The sequence below is a fragment of the Streptoalloteichus hindustanus genome, assembly GCF_900129375.1.
Taxonomy (GTDB): Bacteria; Actinomycetota; Actinomycetes; order Mycobacteriales; family Pseudonocardiaceae; genus Streptoalloteichus; species Streptoalloteichus hindustanus.
Map to the genome: position 1 here is coordinate 25,493 of NZ_FQVN01000015.1, position 17,110 is coordinate 42,602.

General features: G+C 70.5%; 18 protein-coding genes. 14 read left to right on the forward strand and 4 right to left on the reverse strand.

Features of this window, described 5'->3' with window-relative positions; translation table 11 throughout:
- Nucleotides 1–5 precede the first annotated feature (5 nt).
- Together BUE43_RS29250 and BUE43_RS29255 are read right to left on the reverse strand one after the other, a co-directional pair.
- Complete coding sequence (locus BUE43_RS29250; protein WP_073489557.1) at nucleotides 6–1,622, reverse strand: PH domain-containing protein; 1,617 nt, start codon at nucleotides 1,620–1,622, stop codon at nucleotides 6–8.
- A complete protein-coding gene (locus BUE43_RS29255; RefSeq protein WP_083960287.1) occupies nucleotides 1,619–2,176 on the reverse strand; it encodes a PH domain-containing protein in 558 nt (185 codons plus the stop codon). The genes BUE43_RS29250 and BUE43_RS29255 overlap by 4 nt, the downstream gene beginning before the upstream one ends.
- 207 nt (nucleotides 2,177–2,383) lie before the next feature.
- On the opposite strand from BUE43_RS29255, the gene BUE43_RS29260 reads away from it, so the two are divergent.
- The 11 genes from BUE43_RS29260 (at nucleotide 2,384) to BUE43_RS29305 (ending at nucleotide 11,122) form a co-directional block, all read left to right on the forward strand.
- Nucleotides 2,384–3,622: a sensor histidine kinase gene (locus BUE43_RS29260; RefSeq protein ID WP_073489559.1), complete on the forward strand. Its 1,239-nt coding sequence runs from the start codon at nucleotides 2,384–2,386 to the stop codon at nucleotides 3,620–3,622.
- Nucleotides 3,612–4,274 (forward strand): response regulator, encoded by a 663-nt coding sequence (locus tag BUE43_RS29265; protein WP_073489561.1) that lies wholly within the window; start codon nucleotides 3,612–3,614, stop codon nucleotides 4,272–4,274. Before BUE43_RS29260 ends, BUE43_RS29265 begins: the two co-directional genes overlap by 11 nt.
- 155 nt (nucleotides 4,275–4,429) lie before the next feature.
- Nucleotides 4,430–4,963, forward strand: a complete 534-nt coding sequence (locus tag BUE43_RS29270) for a YbaB/EbfC family nucleoid-associated protein (protein ID WP_073489563.1) — start codon at nucleotides 4,430–4,432, stop codon at nucleotides 4,961–4,963.
- A 10-nt stretch (nucleotides 4,964–4,973) separates the two neighbouring features.
- Nucleotides 4,974–5,306 (forward strand): hypothetical protein, encoded by a 333-nt coding sequence (locus BUE43_RS33085; RefSeq protein ID WP_143174472.1) that lies wholly within the window; start codon nucleotides 4,974–4,976, stop codon nucleotides 5,304–5,306.
- Nucleotides 5,303–6,574, forward strand: a complete 1,272-nt coding sequence (locus tag BUE43_RS29275; protein ID WP_083960288.1) for a WXG100 family type VII secretion target — start codon at nucleotides 5,303–5,305, stop codon at nucleotides 6,572–6,574. Before BUE43_RS33085 ends, BUE43_RS29275 begins: the two co-directional genes overlap by 4 nt.
- Entirely contained in the window at nucleotides 6,571–7,290 is a 720-nt protein-coding gene (locus tag BUE43_RS29280; protein WP_073489565.1) for a hypothetical protein, read from the forward strand. The genes BUE43_RS29275 and BUE43_RS29280 overlap by 4 nt, the downstream gene beginning before the upstream one ends.
- A 22-nt stretch (nucleotides 7,291–7,312) precedes the next feature.
- Complete coding sequence (locus BUE43_RS29285; protein ID WP_073489567.1) at nucleotides 7,313–8,059, forward strand: hypothetical protein; 747 nt, start codon at nucleotides 7,313–7,315, stop codon at nucleotides 8,057–8,059.
- A 58-nt stretch (nucleotides 8,060–8,117) separates the two neighbouring features.
- The gene (locus BUE43_RS29290) at nucleotides 8,118–8,843 is read left to right on the forward strand and encodes a hypothetical protein (protein WP_073489569.1); all 726 of its coding nucleotides are present in this window, start codon (nucleotides 8,118–8,120) and stop codon (nucleotides 8,841–8,843) included.
- 195 nt (nucleotides 8,844–9,038) lie between these two features.
- Entirely contained in the window at nucleotides 9,039–9,608 is a 570-nt protein-coding gene (locus BUE43_RS29295; RefSeq protein ID WP_073489571.1) for a hypothetical protein, read from the forward strand.
- Nucleotides 9,609–9,672: 64 nt separating this feature from the next.
- Entirely contained in the window at nucleotides 9,673–10,398 is a 726-nt protein-coding gene (locus BUE43_RS29300) for a hypothetical protein (protein ID WP_073489573.1), read from the forward strand.
- Nucleotides 10,399–10,411: 13 nt separating this feature from the next.
- Nucleotides 10,412–11,122 carry a hypothetical protein gene (locus tag BUE43_RS29305; protein WP_073489575.1) on the forward strand — a complete coding sequence of 237 codons (711 nt, stop codon included), beginning with the start codon at nucleotides 10,412–10,414 and terminating at the stop codon, nucleotides 11,120–11,122.
- A gap of 6 nt (nucleotides 11,123–11,128) precedes the next feature.
- Here BUE43_RS29305 and BUE43_RS29310 read toward each other — a convergent pair whose 3' ends face one another.
- A complete protein-coding gene (locus tag BUE43_RS29310) occupies nucleotides 11,129–11,686 on the reverse strand; it encodes a hypothetical protein (protein ID WP_073489576.1) in 558 nt (185 codons plus the stop codon).
- A 506-nt stretch (nucleotides 11,687–12,192) separates the two neighbouring features.
- On the opposite strand from BUE43_RS29310, the gene BUE43_RS29315 reads away from it, so the two are divergent.
- A complete protein-coding gene (locus BUE43_RS29315) occupies nucleotides 12,193–12,831 on the forward strand; it encodes a dioxygenase family protein (protein ID WP_073489577.1) in 639 nt (212 codons plus the stop codon).
- Nucleotides 12,832–12,983: 152 nt separating this feature from the next.
- A complete protein-coding gene (locus BUE43_RS29320) occupies nucleotides 12,984–13,604 on the forward strand; it encodes a class I SAM-dependent methyltransferase (RefSeq protein WP_073489642.1) in 621 nt (206 codons plus the stop codon).
- Nucleotides 13,605–13,617: 13 nt separating this feature from the next.
- Here BUE43_RS29320 and BUE43_RS29325 read toward each other — a convergent pair whose 3' ends face one another.
- The gene (locus tag BUE43_RS29325; protein ID WP_073489578.1) at nucleotides 13,618–14,646 is read right to left on the reverse strand and encodes a LacI family DNA-binding transcriptional regulator; all 1,029 of its coding nucleotides are present in this window, start codon (nucleotides 14,644–14,646) and stop codon (nucleotides 13,618–13,620) included.
- A gap of 155 nt (nucleotides 14,647–14,801) precedes the next feature.
- On the opposite strand from BUE43_RS29325, the gene BUE43_RS29330 reads away from it, so the two are divergent.
- The gene (locus tag BUE43_RS29330; RefSeq protein WP_073489579.1) at nucleotides 14,802–17,069 is read left to right on the forward strand and encodes a DEAD/DEAH box helicase; all 2,268 of its coding nucleotides are present in this window, start codon (nucleotides 14,802–14,804) and stop codon (nucleotides 17,067–17,069) included.
- The last annotated feature ends 41 nt before the right edge of the window (nucleotides 17,070–17,110 follow it).

Here is a 17,110-nt window from a genome sequence, read left to right on the forward strand (position 1 = left end):
CGGGCTCACCGCCCGGCTCCGACCACCTCCCGTCCACGGGTCTCCACGAACGGGGCGAGCAGACCGGGCACCGCCTGTTCCGCGTAGGCCAGGCCCGTGCCGAGTTCCACGTCCCGCACGGCGTAGGAGCCGGGGCCGGCCGCGGTCGTGGCGACGAGGGTGATGAGGCCGGCCCGGCGCTGGAACACCGACCGGGACACGGTCCAGCCGATCACGCCGTCGCGCCGCAGCGCGACGGTGCGTCGCTGCGCGGTGCCGGACCGGATGACCAGGTAGCGGCCGTGGATCGCGTGGCCGAGGGAGCGGGCGGCGTCGACCGCCGCCGCGACGCCCACCGGGATCACGATCACCGCGGTGATCCACGCCAGGTGCAGCAGCACGGGCGTCAGCCACAGGCCGAGCACGGCCAGCACGAGGACCGGCGGCACGGTCCACCACACCACCCACCGGAGGCGTCGCCCCAGCGCGGCGCGGGGGTGCGGGCGCAGTGGCACGGTGGTGGGCGGGTGCGCCTCGCGCAGCACCTCGACGACCACCCGCTGCGCCTCGGCCTTCGGCGCGGGCGGCAGCAGTGCGTCGGACTTCGACCGCTCGTCGTCGCTGTTGGCGCCCAGACCGACCGCGACGGCGTTGACCCGCGCGCCCCGCCCCCAGCGCAGGAACAGCGGCTCGACGAACTCGACGCCCCGCAGCCGTCGCTCCTCCAACGACACCGACCGCGTGGTCAGCAGACCCCGACGGACCCGCAGCGTGCCGTCCGGTTCCCGTTCCAGCCGGTAGCCCCACCACGTCTCCGCGGTGACGGCCAGGGAACCGAGCGAGCCGATCACCACGACGACCGCGAGCACGGCCGCGATCCCCAACCACAGCGGGACCGAGCGGAACGTCCGCCACGCCTCGGCGATGAAGTCGCTCTGCCACAGCTCGACACCGAAGATCCGGAAGGCCCGCTCCGCCGCGCCGACCAGGACGCCGACCCAGGCCAGGCTCCAGATCGACAGCGGGGCGTAGCGCAGCCACCGGTGGTCCCAGCCCGCGAGCAGGCCGTCGCCGCGCCAGGTGGTGGGCGCGGTCTCCCCTGCCGGCCCGCCCGACCTGGTCGGCCAGCCCGCCGACCCGGCCGGTCCTGCCCCGCCGCTCGGGCCGCCAGCCACCCCGGGCCGGCGTTCCCACAGTTCCCGCCGCAGCAGGGCGGCCTCGGCGTGCGACACCGCGTCCAGCACCAGCTCGCTGTCCTCACCGCTGCCCGTCGACGCGCCCGTGCCGATCCGCACCACCGACAGCCCGAGCACGCGGTGCCACGGGTGCGCGGTGAGGTCGACGCTGCGGACGCGCTCCCGCGGCACGGAGCGAACCCGGCGGACGAACACGCCGGAGCGCAGTTCCACGCGGTCGGGGGTGAGCCGGTAGCGGGTGGACCGGCAGCGCACCACGTCGGCGATCGTGACCAGCACGAACACCGCCGTCAAAATCGCCAACGTGATCAGGAACTCGGGGTCGAACCGTCCCCCCTTCCACAGCGCGCCCACCGCGGCGGGCACCAGCGGCACCGCCAGCCACCGCAGGTTCGCGGCGGCCATTCGCGGGTCCAACCGCCGCCACTCCTCCTCGTCGCCGGTCACGTGGCGTCCCCTTCCGTGCGCTGCGTCGCCGCCGTCAGCCACTGCGCGAGATCCTCGGCGATCCTGTGGTCGAGGCCGCCGATCCGGATCGGTCCGGCCGCGGAGGCCGTGGTGACGGTCACCGCCGAGAGCCCGAACATCCGGAGCAACGGGCCGCGCACGGTGTCGACGGTCTGGATGCGGGACATGGGCGCGATCCGCCACTTCTGCCAGAACCAGCCGGAGGCGGTGTAGACGGCCTGGTCGGTCACCTCCCACCGGTGCACCCGGAACCGCCAGCGCGGCATCACGAGCACGTAGGCCACGCCCGGCAGCGCGACCAGGGCCAGCGACAGCCCCAGCCACAACCGCGCGGGCGGAATCAGCGCGGTCAGCAGCGCCAGCGTCAGCACCGGCGGCACGACGATGACCAGCGCCAGCGCGGTCCAGTACCGCACCGCACGGGGGTCGACCTCGTGCCGGGGCGGCCGGAGCCGCAGTTCCGCCGGCTGCCCGGCGCCCGGCGGCGACACGCCGACTCGGGGTCCGTACGGCGATCCGTCCACTGTGGCCATTGCTCCTCATCGAATCGGGTTGGTGGGCCAGTGCGTTCCTGGTCAATTCGACCCGAGCGGGGGCCACCGCCAACAGCGCGCAAAGTGGACAGTCGTCGCGACCAAAGTCGGCCTTGTCAGCCCCAGGTGCAACTTTCGTAGGTTCCGTACCCGACGAAAGGACAGGCGGGCACCCGGAATCGGGAGGACGGCGTTTACGGTGTCCCCGTGACCCGACGCCTCTGGGAAGCACGACTCCAGGCCCTCTTCGACGCGGGGCCCGCGTTGTGCGTTCTGGGCATCATGGCGGGCATCGTCATCGCCCACGGCCTGCCCGACGACGTCGGCGGCTGGGCGAGCCTGACCCTCCAGGCCGCTCTCGGCGCCGCGCTGTTCTACCGGCGTCGCGCCGCGCTCACGGTCACCGTCCTGACGACGCTGGGCGCGATGGTCATGCTGGGGTCGGTGTACCTGGCTGGCGGCCTGCTCGTGAACATGGAGGACCCCGACGCCCTGTGGGTGCCCCTGGCCACCCCGTTCGCGATCTCCGCCACCGTCCTGCACGCCGCACACCGCCGACTCACGTGGGTGTTGGCCGCGGTGCTCACCACGGCCGCCACGCGTCCGTGGAACACCTCGCTCGGCGTCATCACGGCGGGCCTGCTGTTCACCGCCGTCCCCGTGCTGCTCGGCATGTACGCGGCCGACCGCCACCGGCTGATCCAGGCGCTCACCGACCGCGCGGAGCGGGCGGAGCGGGAGCAACACCTGCTGGCCAGGCAGGCCCGCGCCGAGGAGCGCGTCCGGTTGGCCGGGGAGATGCACGACGTCGTCACGCACCGGGTCAGCCTGATGGTGCTCCAGTCCGGGGCGCTGCGGATCACCGCGACGGACGAGCGCACCCGCGAGGCGGCCGAGGAGCTGCGGGCCGCCGGGTGCCAGGCGCTGGAGGAACTCCGCGACCTCATCGGCGTCCTGCGCTCGTCCGCGACGTCCGAACCGTCCACTTCGGACAAACCGGGCCCGTCCGACGGCGCGGCGCTGCCGCCCCTCGCGGACCTGGTGGCCGAGTCCGAGTCGGTCGGGGTGCCCGTCGAGCTGGTGGAGGACGGCAACCCGCTGTTCGCCTCCCCCGTCGTCGCGCGCACCGCCTACCGCGTGGTGCAGGAGGCGTTGACCAACGTGCGCAAGCATGCGCCGGGCGCGCCCACCCGCGTGCACGTGCGCTACGGCGCCGACCGCGTGCTCCTCACCGTCCGGAACAGCGCCCCCACGCACCCCAGCGACACCGCGCTCACGGCCAGCGGTTCGGGCACCGGGCTGCTCGGCCTCCGGCAACGCGTCGAGCTCGTGGGCGGAACCCTGCGCGCCCGGGCCGAGACCGACGGCGGGTTCAGCCTCAATGCGACACTGCCCGCCTACGTGCCCACCACGCCGATCACGGAGAGCAGCCGACATGGGTCGTGAGGTCATCCGGGTGGTCGTCGTCGACGACGAGCCCATGGTGTGCGCGCACCTGCGCACGATCCTCGGGTCCGCCGACGACGTCGACGTGGTCGACCAGGCCCACGACGGCGCGGCCGGCGTCGAGGCCGTGGTCCGGCACCGCCCGCACGTGGTGCTCATGGACCTGCGGATGCCGGGGGTCGACGGCCTCACCGCGATCGAGCACATCGGCCGGCTCCCGGACCCGCCGGCGGTGGTCGCGCTCACCACGTTCGACGTCGACCAGTACGTGCTGCGCGCGCTCCGCGCCGGCGCGGCTGGGTTCCTGGTCAAGTCGACCCCGCCGGAGGACCTGATCGGCCTGGTGCGCGTCGCTGCTGACGGTCACACGGTGCTGTCCCCCTCGGCGGCACGCCGGCTCGTCGCCGCGTCCACCGACGAGCACACGGCGCGCGAGCGCGCCCGCACCCTGGTCGACCAGCTCACCAGCCGGGAGGTCGAGGTGCTCACCTGCCTCGGTGAGGGCCTGTCGAACGCGCGGATCGCCCAGCGCCTGCACCTGAGCGAGGCGACCGTGAAGGGCTACGTCTCGCGGATGCTGGACAAGCTCGACTGCGCCAACCGCACCCAGGCCGGCCTGCTGGCCTACGACGCCGGCCTGGTCACCCGCTGACGACCGTCCACTTCGGACGTTCCACCCGCTCCCCCGCGCGGTGTGACGAACGGCGGTCCGGCAAGTCGGCGAACCTGTAGCGAAGTCGCCACGAGCAGTGACCAACTCGGGTAGCGTTCCGCGCCGACGTTGATCATTTCCGAGGGGGATCGGACATGGATCGCGGCCAGCGGTTCAACGAGCTCATGCGAACGTTCGAGGAACAGGCGACCAAGGCGTCGACGTTGCGCGACGCGTTGAAGGACCTCAAGGGGACGGCGCAGAGCCGCGACGGGGCGGTCACGGTGACCGTGGCGCCCTCCGGCGCGGTGGTCGGACTCCAGCTCTCGCCACGCGCCATGCAGAAGTCGCACGTCGCACTGCAACAGGAGATCCTTCAAACGATCCGCGAGGCGACCAGCAACGCCGCCCAGCAGGTGGAGGAGACCGTCGCCCCGGTGCTGGGCGACGAGCTGATGGACCGGTTCCGCCAGGGCATCGGGTCGGCACGCGTCGAGGCGATCCAGCCCGACGCCTCCCCCGCCCCGCAGCCGGAACGGACGCCCCCGCCCGCGCCCAGGCATTCGGCCCCGGAGCCCACCTGGTCGGGCCAGCCCCCGACGGCTCCGCCACCACCGCCGGCGCGACCACAGCGGAACCAGCCGGCGCCCATCGACGACGAGGAACCCCCGGGTTCCTTCCTGAGCTGAGGGAGCGGCAGTGGACGACTTCCACATCCAGCCCGAGGCCCTCCTCGTCTACGGCGAGGGTTCGCAGAGCCTCGCGGAGAAGTTCGGCCAGCTCGCCGACCTGCTCGAACAGGCGAGGGTCAACGACGAGTGCTTCGGGCCGGTCGGCGACGCGGTCGGGCTCAGCAGCGGCTACTTCGAGAGCCTCCAGGAGTGCCAGCAGTTGGCGGTACGAGCCATGACCTTCCTCATGCAGGCGCACGCGAACCTGGAGGAGAGCCACGCCCTCTACACGGGCGTGGACACCGGCATGGCCCAGGGCTTCACCCAGCTTATGGACCTCCTGGGCGGTGAGAAGGCATGAGCGAGAACAAGGTTCCCGACGGGCCCGGCAACCTGGCCGACCTCAACAGCGGCGACAAGAAGAGCTGGCTCGGCCAGGCCGCCGGGCGCGGCAGCTCGTTCATCGGCTCGATGCAGGACCTCGCCGACGCCAGCTCGCCGCCCGAGCTCGCCGTGGCCACGGTCTCGTCGCGGATGGAGGCGCTGCAGGCCCTGGCCAGCCCCGGCAAGTACTTCGTGGACAACAACATCGGCTTTCTCGTCTCGATCGTGCTGAGCCCGCTCGTCGAGCTCGCGGAGTGGGCCATCGGCGACCCGGAGCAGATGAAGGCCACCGCCAAGGGCTGGGAGAAGGTGGCCACGTGGCTGGACCACGCCGCCGAGGAGGAGACCCGACGCGCCGAGGCCACCGCCCCGGTGTGGGCGGGCCCGAGCGGCGACGCGTTCCGCAAGCAGATGCGGGAGTTCGGTGAGGGCGTCACCGCCATGGCGCAGGACGTCCGCGAGCTGAAGGAGATCCTGGAGCTCATCGCGGACCTGTTCGACATGTTCATCCAGTTCGTGATCGAACTGCTCACCGAACTGGTGATCGGCCTGATCGTGGAGTGGCTCGCCGCCATGGCCGCCTCCTGGATCACGGCCGGCGCGTCGGTCGGAACGGCCACGGCCACCACGACCTTCCAGGTCGGCCAGACCGGCATCCGGATCACGACCAGGGCCACCAAGCTGCAGACCGAGCTCTACCGGCTGTTCAAGCAGCTCGAAGGAATCCTGAACAAGCTCAGGAAGAACAAGTTCCTCGAGAAGATCGTTGAGCCGACGAAGAACCTGCGCGAAGGCGGCATGGTGAAGCGGTTCCTCGCCAGGCAGGCCGACAAGAAGGGCGGCACGCTGTTCAGCACGGTCACCAAGGCCGAGAGACCGAAAACGGTCGACTCAGCCACGAAGGTAATCAAGGAGGCAACTGAGGGGTGGACCTCCAGCACCGGCAACCGGTTCATGAAGATCAAGGACGCCGGCTACAGTCCGAAAACCGGCGAGTTGGTGGATCTCAACGCCACGGGAGAAAGTGCACTCGCCGCCAATGTCGCACAGAGTCTGCTCGGCAAGGTGCTGGGTGGCACGACCCGATCGGGCAGTGCGGCATGGAAGGCGGGTGTTGAGGTCGGAACGGACCAGGTGATCAAGCAGGGCGCGGAGCACGCCTACGACGAGGGCAAGGATCTGGCACAGGGAACGCCGTCGAAGGAGGAGCGTCGCTCCGCCCAGGAGCGAGGGTTCAGCTGGTGAGCGACAAGAAGCAGAGGATCTCCTCTCTGATCGCCGTCCGCGAGCACTGGTGCCGGCCGGACGAGCCCATCCTCCTCAGCCTCAGGCAGAATCTGCCCTCCTCGACGCTGTACCAGGTCAAGGGGTTCGACAGCAAGGGAAAGCCGCTGCCTGGCCTGGGCCGCAGAGCACTGCGCGCCACCGGTTATGCCGCCGCCGCCACGGTTCTTGTCGTGACCACGCCCTCCGCTGCCAGCGAACCCGGCAACGGCGCGATGTCGAGGTCCATTCCCGATCTCCTCGTGTTCGGAGACAAGCCGGACTGCGCCGCCATCAGCGCGATCGGGCCGGTCCGCGAGGAAGCCGGCTTCTGGGTCTTCACTCCGTCCCGGCTCGCGTTCGTCGTCCGGCAGGAGGAGCCCGGGGAGACGCAGAGCGACGAACGCCGCTCCCTGCTGGGAAAAGTCAGGAACATAGGGGCGGAACTGCTCGACGCCGTGACGTGGACGGACGACTCGGAAATCCCGCCACCGCCCGGCCCGGAGCGCATCGTGTCCGCGTTCGAGTTCGCCCCACAGCATGTGAGCAACATGGAGGCAACGAAACACCGCCTACCCCGAGGGTTTTCCTCCCGCGACGTCCATTGTCTCCGGGTGACCCTGTTCGACGGGTCGGGATTCGTCTTCACCACCGGTTGGCCGGACCGGGCGTTGGCCATGGCCCTCGGCCAGCAGTGATCCCAGGAGAGCCGCAGAGAACATGAACGACAAGCTCGACAAGGCAGTCGCCCAGCTTCAGTCGGGGTGGCTCGCTCCCCACGAGCGACCCATCCTGGTGCGCTGGCCCGGACACGTGGCCTCCACGATCGGCAACAGCCGTCTCGTCCCGCACGTCCCGCAGGGCTCGACTCCGCCGACCAGGGCTCCGCAGTTGCGCGCGGAGATCCATCCAGCCGTACGTGAAGGTCGGTTCTGGAACGACGAATGGGTTCACGACCCGGCGACCTGGGGTTGGGCCTACGCCCAACGGCCTGACCAGTTGGCGATCCGCCTCGCCGACCACTGCGTCGCCGGACGAGCGGCGAGCGTTCTCGTCCTGACCACCCACCGGTTGGCCGTCGTCATCGAGACGAAGTTCTTCGGCGAGCCGGAGCCCGAGCCGGAGGGCCAGCAGGAGACTTCGACCGGCGGAGGTCTCTTCGGCAAGGCCATGGCTCTGGCGAGGAGCTTGCAGAGCAACGAGGACGGAGACGGCAAGGAGCCGAAACCCGAGGTGCCGTTGTTGACCACGCTGTGGGAGGTACCGCTGAGCGCCGTCCGAGGCTTTCGCCCAATCCCCAAGGGAAGAGACCTCGAACACATCTGGCATCTGGCGATCGACTTCGCCGACGGCTCGATGCTCGAGTTCTTCGCGGAGTACGCGCAGAGCGACGTCCTTCATATCCACAAGTGCTTCCAGCGGGTGCCGTCTCCCGACCCCACAGCTCCGCCGATCCAGCCGCGGTGAAGGGGACGTCTGTCATGGTGAGGACTGATAACTCGCAGGAGACGACGGGGCGATACGTGTGGTGAGCGGTAAGAAAACGGAGATCTCCAGTGTGCTCTCCCTCCGCGAGACATGGTGTCGGCCGGACGAGCCCATCCTGCTCTTCAAGTGGCATCGACAGTCGACGTTGACGTGCTTCGACGTCAAGGGTTTCGACCTGAAGGGAAGGCCGCTGCCGAGCCTGGGGCGACGAGCGGTCCGGGCTGCCGGGATCGGCGCGCTGGCCACGGTTCTCTTCGTCGTGGCGATGACGGAGGACGCCAGCGGGGAAACCGGTGGCGGGTCGCCGAGCGGACCAGAGCTCTTCGTCTTCGGGGACGGCGCCGAGTGCGCCGCCGCCACCGCGATCCGTTCAGCGAACGCGACGATGGGCTGCTGGGTCTTCACACCCTCCCGGTTCGCGTTCGTGGTGCGAGCAGAGGCTCTCGAGAAGGACCAGGACACCGAAAGCCGCTCCTTGCTGGGACGAGTCAGAAGCGTGGGAACTGACCTGCTCGACATCGCGAAGGGAGCAGCGGTCGAGAGCGCGGCAACCCCGTCTCGCGAGCCGGAGCGCATCGTGTCCGCGTTCGAGTTCTCCCCGCAACAGGTCACCAACGTCCAGTTGGCCTGGCGCAAACTCCCCCGCAAGTACGGCGGGGGCAACAGCCGCTATCTCCGAGTGACTCTCTGGGACGGGTCCGGCTTCGATCTCGGAACCTGGCTACCGGAGCGAGCGTTGGCCATGGCCCTCGGCCAGCAGTGAACCCACGGAGCACGGGAGAGAATCGTGTTCGACAAACTCGGTAAGGCGGTTGGCCAGCTCGAAACGGGCTGGCTCGCTCCCCACGAGCGACCCATCCTCGTGCGCTGGCCCGGCCACGTGCTCTCCACCATCGGCAACAGCCGTCACATTCCGCACGTTGCACAGGGACCAGTTCCGCCCACACGCGCACCCCAGTTGCGCACCGAGCTCCACCCCGTCGTGCGCGAAGGCCGGTTCTGGAACGACGAGTGGGTGCACGACACCGCCGTCTGGGGATGGGCCTACGCGCAGAGACCCGACCACCTGGCGATCCGCCTCGCCGACCACTGCGTCGCCGGGCGAGCGGCGAGCACCCTTGTCCTGACCACCCACCGGTTGGCCGTCGTCATCGAGACGAGCCTCCTCGGCGAGCCAACGCCAGAACCAGGGGACGAGCCGGAGACCGGCCGAGGAATTCTCGGCAAGGCGCTGACACTGGCGAAGAGCTTCCGGAGTGACGAGGGCGGTGACGACAAGGCGTCGAGGTCCGAGGCGCCGGTGGTGGCAACCTTGTGGGAAACCCCCGTGAACGCCATCAGAGGCTTTCGCCCGCTCGACAAGGGGAGGAGCGTCTCCGTCGTCGAGTACCTGGTGATCGACTTCGTCGACGGCTCGGTGCTGGAGTTCGCCGCTCCCCATGTGTCCCAGGACACCCAGCACATCGACAAGTGCTTCCAGCGGCTGTCGTCTCCCGACCCCACAGCTCCGCCGATCCAGCCGCGGTAGAAGACGAGGCGGCCTGCCGGGACCGGGTCGACCGTCCACCGAGGACGGAGGGTTCAATACCCTGGTGAACAGCTATGAGAAGGAGCTCAAGTACGACGGTCTGATCGCGCTGCTTGAGAGGTGGTCCGGACCGCGCGAGCCGATCCTCATGTTCACCGGTCACAATCTCGGGTCCCCGCGTGCGACGCACTTCGACGTCAACGGGCTGGACCGCTTCGGACAGCGCACCAGCGTCGCCACCCGGAGCCTCCGCGCGCTCAGTGACGGTCTGGAGTACACGAACAACCTGGGGGGTGTGGAGCACTCCGGCATCCCTCGCCTGACCGTGTTCGGTGGGCACCCCGACTGCTCCGCGATGACGCTGGTGGCAGGCCGGGAAACGCTCGGCTTCGGCTACTGGATCATCACGCCGTCCAGGCTCGCGTGGGTCACGCTGCCCCAGCCGGCCGAGGAGTCGTCGAGCCAGGGACCGGAGCAGTCCCTGCTCGGCCTGGCGCGTGGCATCGGGAGCGGGTTGCGCGGCCTGCTCGGGGACAAGGAAGCTGAGAAGGACACTGAAAACAAGGATGTTGAGAAGCCGCCACCGCCACCACCGATGGTGACGGTGCTTCAGGTGCCCCGACAGGAGATCGCGGTGAGCGTCGCGGAGCGTCGGATGCCCGCGGCGTACAACCGGGAGAAGATCGGCTGCCTGCGGCTCACCCTCCCCGACGGCTCCGGTCTCGACTTCAGCACCGACGGCATCGAGAGCGCCCAGTGGGTGTTCGCCTCGGTGACCGGCCAACGCTGAGGCGGGGAGACACATGATCAAGAACAGGTTGCGGATCGCGGAGGTCGCCCAGAAGGACTGGGCAGGACCGCGGGAGAAGCTCGTGTGGCTCTTCGGCGGGGTGCCCAACCCCGCCGTGTGTTCCACGGTGGGGCAGGAGCATCGAGCGCCGCACGTCCCGATGGGGTCGGTGCCGGCGCTCCGCGCACCCGAGCCGCTGCTCCCGCCGCCCAGCGCGGTCGTCCGGAACGGTCGGTTCTGGAACGACGAGTGGGCACACGACCCGAAGGTCTGGGCGTGGGCGTACGCCGCGCGGCCGGACCAGCTCGCTGTCCGGCTCGCCGACCACCTCGTCGCCGGCGCGGACGCGACGTGGGGTCTGCTCAGCACCGAGCGGATCGCGGTGATCATCGAGTCCCGGTACGTCGGGGACCCCGAGCCCGCCGAGCCAACGGAGGAGACGCCGGGCGGCGGGTTGTTCGGCAGGGCGCGGTCACTCACGAAGGGTGTGCAGTCCCTGCTCGACCGACCCGAGGAGAAGCCGCGCCGTCAGGTGGTCAGCCTGTGGGAGGCGTCAGCGGGAGCGATCGGGCGGATCAGCGCGGTGCCCCGAGGACGGGGGCTGTCCCCCGCCTGGTTCGCCCGCGTGGACTTCGTCGACGGCTCGGCGTTCGAGTTCGCCTCCAAATCCGCGTGCCAGGACGTGGAGACCGCGCACCTCAACCTCTCCGCCTCGCAGCGGTGAGCGTGGTCAGTGGGCGAAGGGCTCCATGCAGCCGAACTCCTTGCCCTTGCCCTTGATCTCGACGCGGACCTGGTCGGGTCGGACGTCGCCCTCGACGCAGGCTGGTCCGACGCTCACGCCGTAGGCGGCGCCGGGTGGCGGAGCGTCGGACGTGGCTCCGGCCGAGCGCAGCGGGATGACGGCGACCGCGTCGGCGCGGTGGCCGAGGTCGACCAGTGCCTGGCGCACGGTCTCCGGGGAGATGTTTCCCTTGGCGCGCAACTCCTCCAGTCGGTTGCGCACGGGACCGGCGGCGGCCTCGCCCGCCGTGCGGTCGGTGTCCGAGAGCTTGGCGCGCTGCTTCCAGCTGTTGTTCTCCGCGTGGTGCGGCGCGCCGTCTCCCGCGACTGGAGGGCGCGTCGCGCTCGACACCGCGGTGGTGCTACCGGGACTGGTGGACGTGGACGTGACGAACACCGGCCCGGCCGGCTGCTGGTTCGGCTGCTGCCCGCAGCCAACGACACCGAGCAGGGGCAGGGTCGTCAGGGCGGCGATCCCGATCTGACGGCGAACGCGGTTCGTCATGGGTTCACCCTGGCAGATCCCCTACCTGGGGACATGAGTAGGTGTACCTACTCCGCTCCACGCTGCCCATGGCGCTCGCTCCCCGGGCGCCCCAGGACCGCGCACTTCTGTTGGCCTGCCAAGAAAACTCAGAACTCTGTCCATAGTGGACAAAGCATGCCGCCCATTCCACAACACTGACCATCAGCCTTCAACCGCCGAGTGGAGCAACAGGGCACCGTCAAACGGTGGCCCACCACCCGAGCGTGCTCCCTGCGCCGAAAAGCTCGCGCACATCCGGCGGCAATCCCCTAACTAACTTGGCGGCATCGTCCCCAATGCTTACCTGGAGGTAAGTACGTTACGTGGAGGTTATTCCGCGAACGTCACCTTTCACTGATTCCTTCGAGTGATTCTCCCCGGCGCGCTTGACCGACCATTGCCCGGCGAACATCCTGATCCCGGGCACCGCCGCCGCCCGTCACGTAATTCGGTGAAGAATTACCTCTCTGGACGGTGAGAACGTCATGACGGACGACGAGCGCGGTCTCAGTCGCGCGTCCTTCCTCCGCGCCGGTCTGGTCGCGGCCGCCGCGGTCCCGCTGATCGCCGGCGCCACCTCGCCCACGCTGGCCAGGGCCGCCGAGGGCCCGCTGGAGCCGACCCCGATGTGCGACGACGGGGACGACCCGACGCCGCCGCAGATGGAGGGCCCGTACTTCAAGCCCAACTCACCCCAGCGGTCCTCGCTGATCCAGCAGGGCGTCACCGGAACGCGCCTGGTCGTGACCGGGTACGTGTTCAGCCTGTCCTGCACCCCGGTCTCCCGCGCCCTGCTGGACTTCTGGCAGGCCGACCGCAACGGCAACTACGACAACGTCGGGTACCGGCTGCGCGGCCACCAGTTCACCGACGCGCAGGGCAAGTTCACGCTCACGACGATCGTGCCCGGCCTCTACCCGGGGCGGACCCGGCACATCCACGTGAAGGTGCAGGCGCCGGGCCGGCCGATCCTCACCACCCAGCTCTACTTCCCCGGCGAGCCGAGGAACAACACCGACGCGATTTTCGACCCGCGTTTGTTGATGACCGTGCAGAACGTGCCGAACGGCCGCACCGCGACGTTCGACTTCGTCCTCAACATTCCGGGCGAGGAGAGCAAGTAGCTTTTCCGCCGGACACGGATTTTCCGGTGGCGGGCTCCCGGGCCGTCCGACCGACACCAGGTCGGGTGGCCCGGGACTCGGCGTTTCGCCGGTCCTGACGCCCGCCCCCACCCCGGACGGGCCGAAGCGGCGACCGTGCCATGCTCGGTCCCGTGCCGTTCAACCACAACAACCACTACCACTCGCTTCTGCTGCGACAGGTGCCGGCAGGGGCGCGCCGGGCGTTGGACGTCGGATGCGGGACCGGAGCGTTCGCGCGGCGGTTGGCCGCGCGAGGCATCGACGTCGACGCGGTCGACCCGTCTGCGGAGGTCATCAGGAGCGCGCGGCAGCAGCCACTTCCCCCGAACGCCGGCGCGGTCCACTACCAACAGGCGGACGCGACCCAGGTCGATCTGCCCGAGGGCCACTACGACGTCATCTCCTGCCTTGCCAGCCTGCACCACATGCCCTTCGACACCGTCAGCCGGTTCCGCGCCGCGCTCTCCCCCGGTGGCGTGCTGCTGGTACTGGGCTGCTTCCGGGAGGAATGGCCGACCGACGCGCCGATGACCCTCCTCGCCGTGCCGGCGAACGCGGTGATGCGAGTCGCCACCTGGGCGAAGGAGCAGGCCACTCGTCCACAGAGGACAGTCAAGGCGCCGGTGAGCGCGGCGGACATGACCCTGCGCGAGATCAGGAGCAGCGCGGCCGAACTCCTGCCCGGCAACACGATCCGCCGTCTCCTGTTCTGGCGCTACCTCCTGGTGTTCCGCAACAACGCCGGCCGGTGACGGCCACCCCTCGTCAGAGGTCGGAGGCGGGCGGGCAACCGCAGCTCTCGCGCGTGACCAGGCGGGCCGGGAACCGGCGGATCTCGGGAGTGGAAGCCTGGCGGGACTGGAGAACGAGGTCGACGGCCGCCTCGGCCATGGCCTCCCGGTCCGTCGCGACCGTGGTGAGCGACGGGTGGTGCAGCGCGGCCTCTGCGATGTCGTCGCAACTGGCGACGGCGAGGTCGTCGGGCACCCGCAGGCCGAGCTCCCGCGCGGCGTGCAGCACGCCGATGGCCTGGTCGTCGGTGGTGCAGAAGATCGCGGTGGGTCGGTTCGGCCGGCTCAGCACGCGTCGGGCGGCGCGGGCGGCGCCGTAGCGGTCGAACGGCGCGCGGTGCAGCAGGCCTCGCTCGGGGTCGATCCCGGCGTCCCGCAGGGCCTGCCGCCAGCCCTTGGTGCGCAGCGCCACGGGGTTGCCGGTGCGCGGTGTGCCGGCGGGGGCGTCGAAGCAGGCCACGCGCTCGTGGCCGTGGCCGAGCAGGTGCTCGACGGCGAGCACGCCCATCGTGACGTCGTCGGCGACCACGGCGTCGGTGTTGATCAGGTCGGTCCGGTGGTGCAGCAGCACCAGGCGGGTGCGGGAGCCGCTCACCTCCTCGACCAGCGGTTCGGCGGCGCCCTGTCGGATGAGCAGCAGGCCGCTCACGCGCATGCCGAGGAACGCGCGCACGTAGTGGAGCTGGCGCTCGTCGTCGTAGGCGGAGTTGCCGAGCAGGACCAGGTGGTCCCTGGCGAAGGCGGCGCGCTCCACGGCGTGGGCGAGCTCGGCGAAGTAGGGCTGGCGCGCGTCCGGCACGATCAGCCCGATGAGGTTCGTGCGTTGGCTGGCCATGGCCTGCGCGACGGTGTCCGGCCGGTAGCCGAGCCGCTCGATCGCCTCCAGCACGCGCTGGCGGGTGGCGGGCGCGACGGGACGCGGTCCGTTGTTGATGACGTAGCTGACGACGGCGGTCGACGTCCCCGCCAGTCGCGCGACGTCGTCTCTCGTCGGCCTGCGCACGGCGGGGACTCTACGCGGGTGGCGTCCCGGGCAGCACGACTCCTTCCCCGCGAAACGTCCACATTGTGGGAAAAGCTTGCTTCCGGGGTCTACGCGCGTCAAGTTGTCTACCCGCGTAGACAACGAAGTCACCGCAGCCAGCAGGAGGGCCGACGATGTCGCTGTCCCCGGCGCCCGTCGCGGGCGGTCCCCTCGTCGTGCCCGGGTCAGGTTTGCGGCCGCACCAACGGGAAGCCCTGCGCGACGTCCTGGACGCACTCCGCGTCCGCCCCCGGGCCCAGGTCGTCATGGCCTGCGGCACCGGCAAGACCCGCGTCGGCATCGCCGTGGCCGAGCGGCTGGGCGCGGCCGACACCGTGGTGCTCGCACCGTCGTTGGCCCTGCTCAACCAGTTGCTGCGCATCTGGCGCGCGCACCTGCCCGGCGCGTGGAGCCCGATCGTGGTGTGCAGCGACACCGGCGTGCGCGACCGGACGCCGATTGACGACGACCTGCCGGAGCCCCGCGCGGAGGACCTCGGCGTTCCGGTCACGACCGACCCGCGCGCCCTCGCCGGGCTGCTCGCCGCCACACCGTTGGCCGGACGCGCCGGACGCGGACACAGCGCACGGCGCGTGGTCTTCGCGACCTACCACAGCCTGCCGTGCCTGGTGGACGCCGCACGCACCGCCGGGGTCACGTTCGACCTGCTCGTCGCCGACGAGACCCACCACGCCGCCGGCCGCTGGGACAGCCCCTTCGCCCGCGCCGTCCGCCCGGATGACGACCCGCTCGGCCTGCCGGCGCGCCACCGCGTCTACTTCACCGCGACCCCCAGGACCGGCCGCCGCTCGGCGGAGGGCTGGGTGGGCATGGACGACGAGGACGCGTTCGGCCCGGTCGCGCACCGGCTGACGTTGCGGGCCGCGATCGACGCGGGCGTGCTGTGCGACTACCAGATCGCGGTGGTGGGCGTGCAGCGCGAGGAGTGGCGGCGGCTCGCCTGGCAGGTGCGGCCCAACGACCCGCAGGTCCTGGCCGCGCAGCCGGGCGCGCTGAACCCGTCGCGCCTGGACACGCCGACGCTCGCCGCCACGTTCGCGTTGGGCCGGGCGATCGGTGAACTGGGGCTGCGGCGCGTGGTCTCCTTCCACGGCCGGGTTTCCCAGGCCGAGCTGTACGCCCGCACCCTGCCGCACCTGGCCGCCCGAGTCCCGCACCGCCCTCACGTCGCGCGGCGGGAGCCGGTGCGCGTGCGCGCCCTGCACGTCAACGGCGGACACCCGGTGAGCCACCGCCTGGCGGCCCTGGCGCGGCTGCGCGACCCCGGGCCGTCCACCGCGGTCGTGGTCACCAACGTCCGTTGTCTGAGCGAGGGAATCGACGTCCCGGCGCTCGACGCGATCGTGTTCGCCAACCCGCGAACCTCGCGGATCAGCCTCGCACAGGCGTTGGGGCGAATCACGCGCCGCGCCCCGGGCAAGGAACGCGGCGTCGTGGTGCTGCCGGTCCTGCTTCCGGACGGCATGCCGGAGGCGGGCGCGCTGGAGCGCTCGGACTTCGCCGACATGTGGTCGCTGATGCTGGCATTGCGGGAGATCGACGAAGGTTTCGCCGAGGAACTCGCCGAACACGCCCGCCTTCGCGGCCGGCTCAGCGGTCGGTCCGGCGACCTGAACGACTCACGTCGGGCGACAGCCCTCGCATTGCCGCCAGAACGGGTTCGACTCCTCCTTCCCTTCGGCCTGCCGGACAGCTTCGCCCGCGCGTTCACCTTGCGGCTGCTGACAACCACGACGTCGACGTGGGAGGAACGGTTCGGCCGCTTGCAGGCGTGGGCCGCTGAACACGGGCACTGCCGCATTCCGGTGCGCGCTGTTGTCGACGGTGTTCCGTTGGGCGCCTGGGTTCATCAGCAACGGGTTGCCGCAGCGGCCGGCGCGCTCGGCGCCGAACGCACGGCCCGGCTCGCCGCGCTACCGGGTTGGTCGTGGTCGGTGTGGGACGACAACTGGGAGCGGTCCTTCGAGGCGTTGCGCCGCTGGGCGGAGCGACACGGCCACGCGAACCCACGCCCGCAGGACACGCACGGCCGGATAGCGATCGGCCAGTGGGTCAAGACCCAACGCGAGCAACACCGCAAGGGCCAGCTCGACGCCGACCGGGTCAACCGGCTGGCGGCCCTGCCCGGCTGGACGTGGTCAATCCGCGAGGACGTCTTCCACAAACACCTCGCCGCCCTGCGCGCCTTCGCCGCCGAACACGGCCACTCCCGACCACCCCGCACCTACGTCAACCCGGACGGCCTGCGCCTGGGCATGTGGGTGGTCAACCGCCGACGCCGCGAACAGACCTGCTCCCCGTGGCAACGCCAACAACTGGAGTCCCTGCCCGGCTGGACCTGGGCTCCCCCACCTACTTCTCGACCAGCCAGCGGGAGCTAAGCCCTATTTGTCCACTTTAGACTGATCGTCCTCGTTGACCA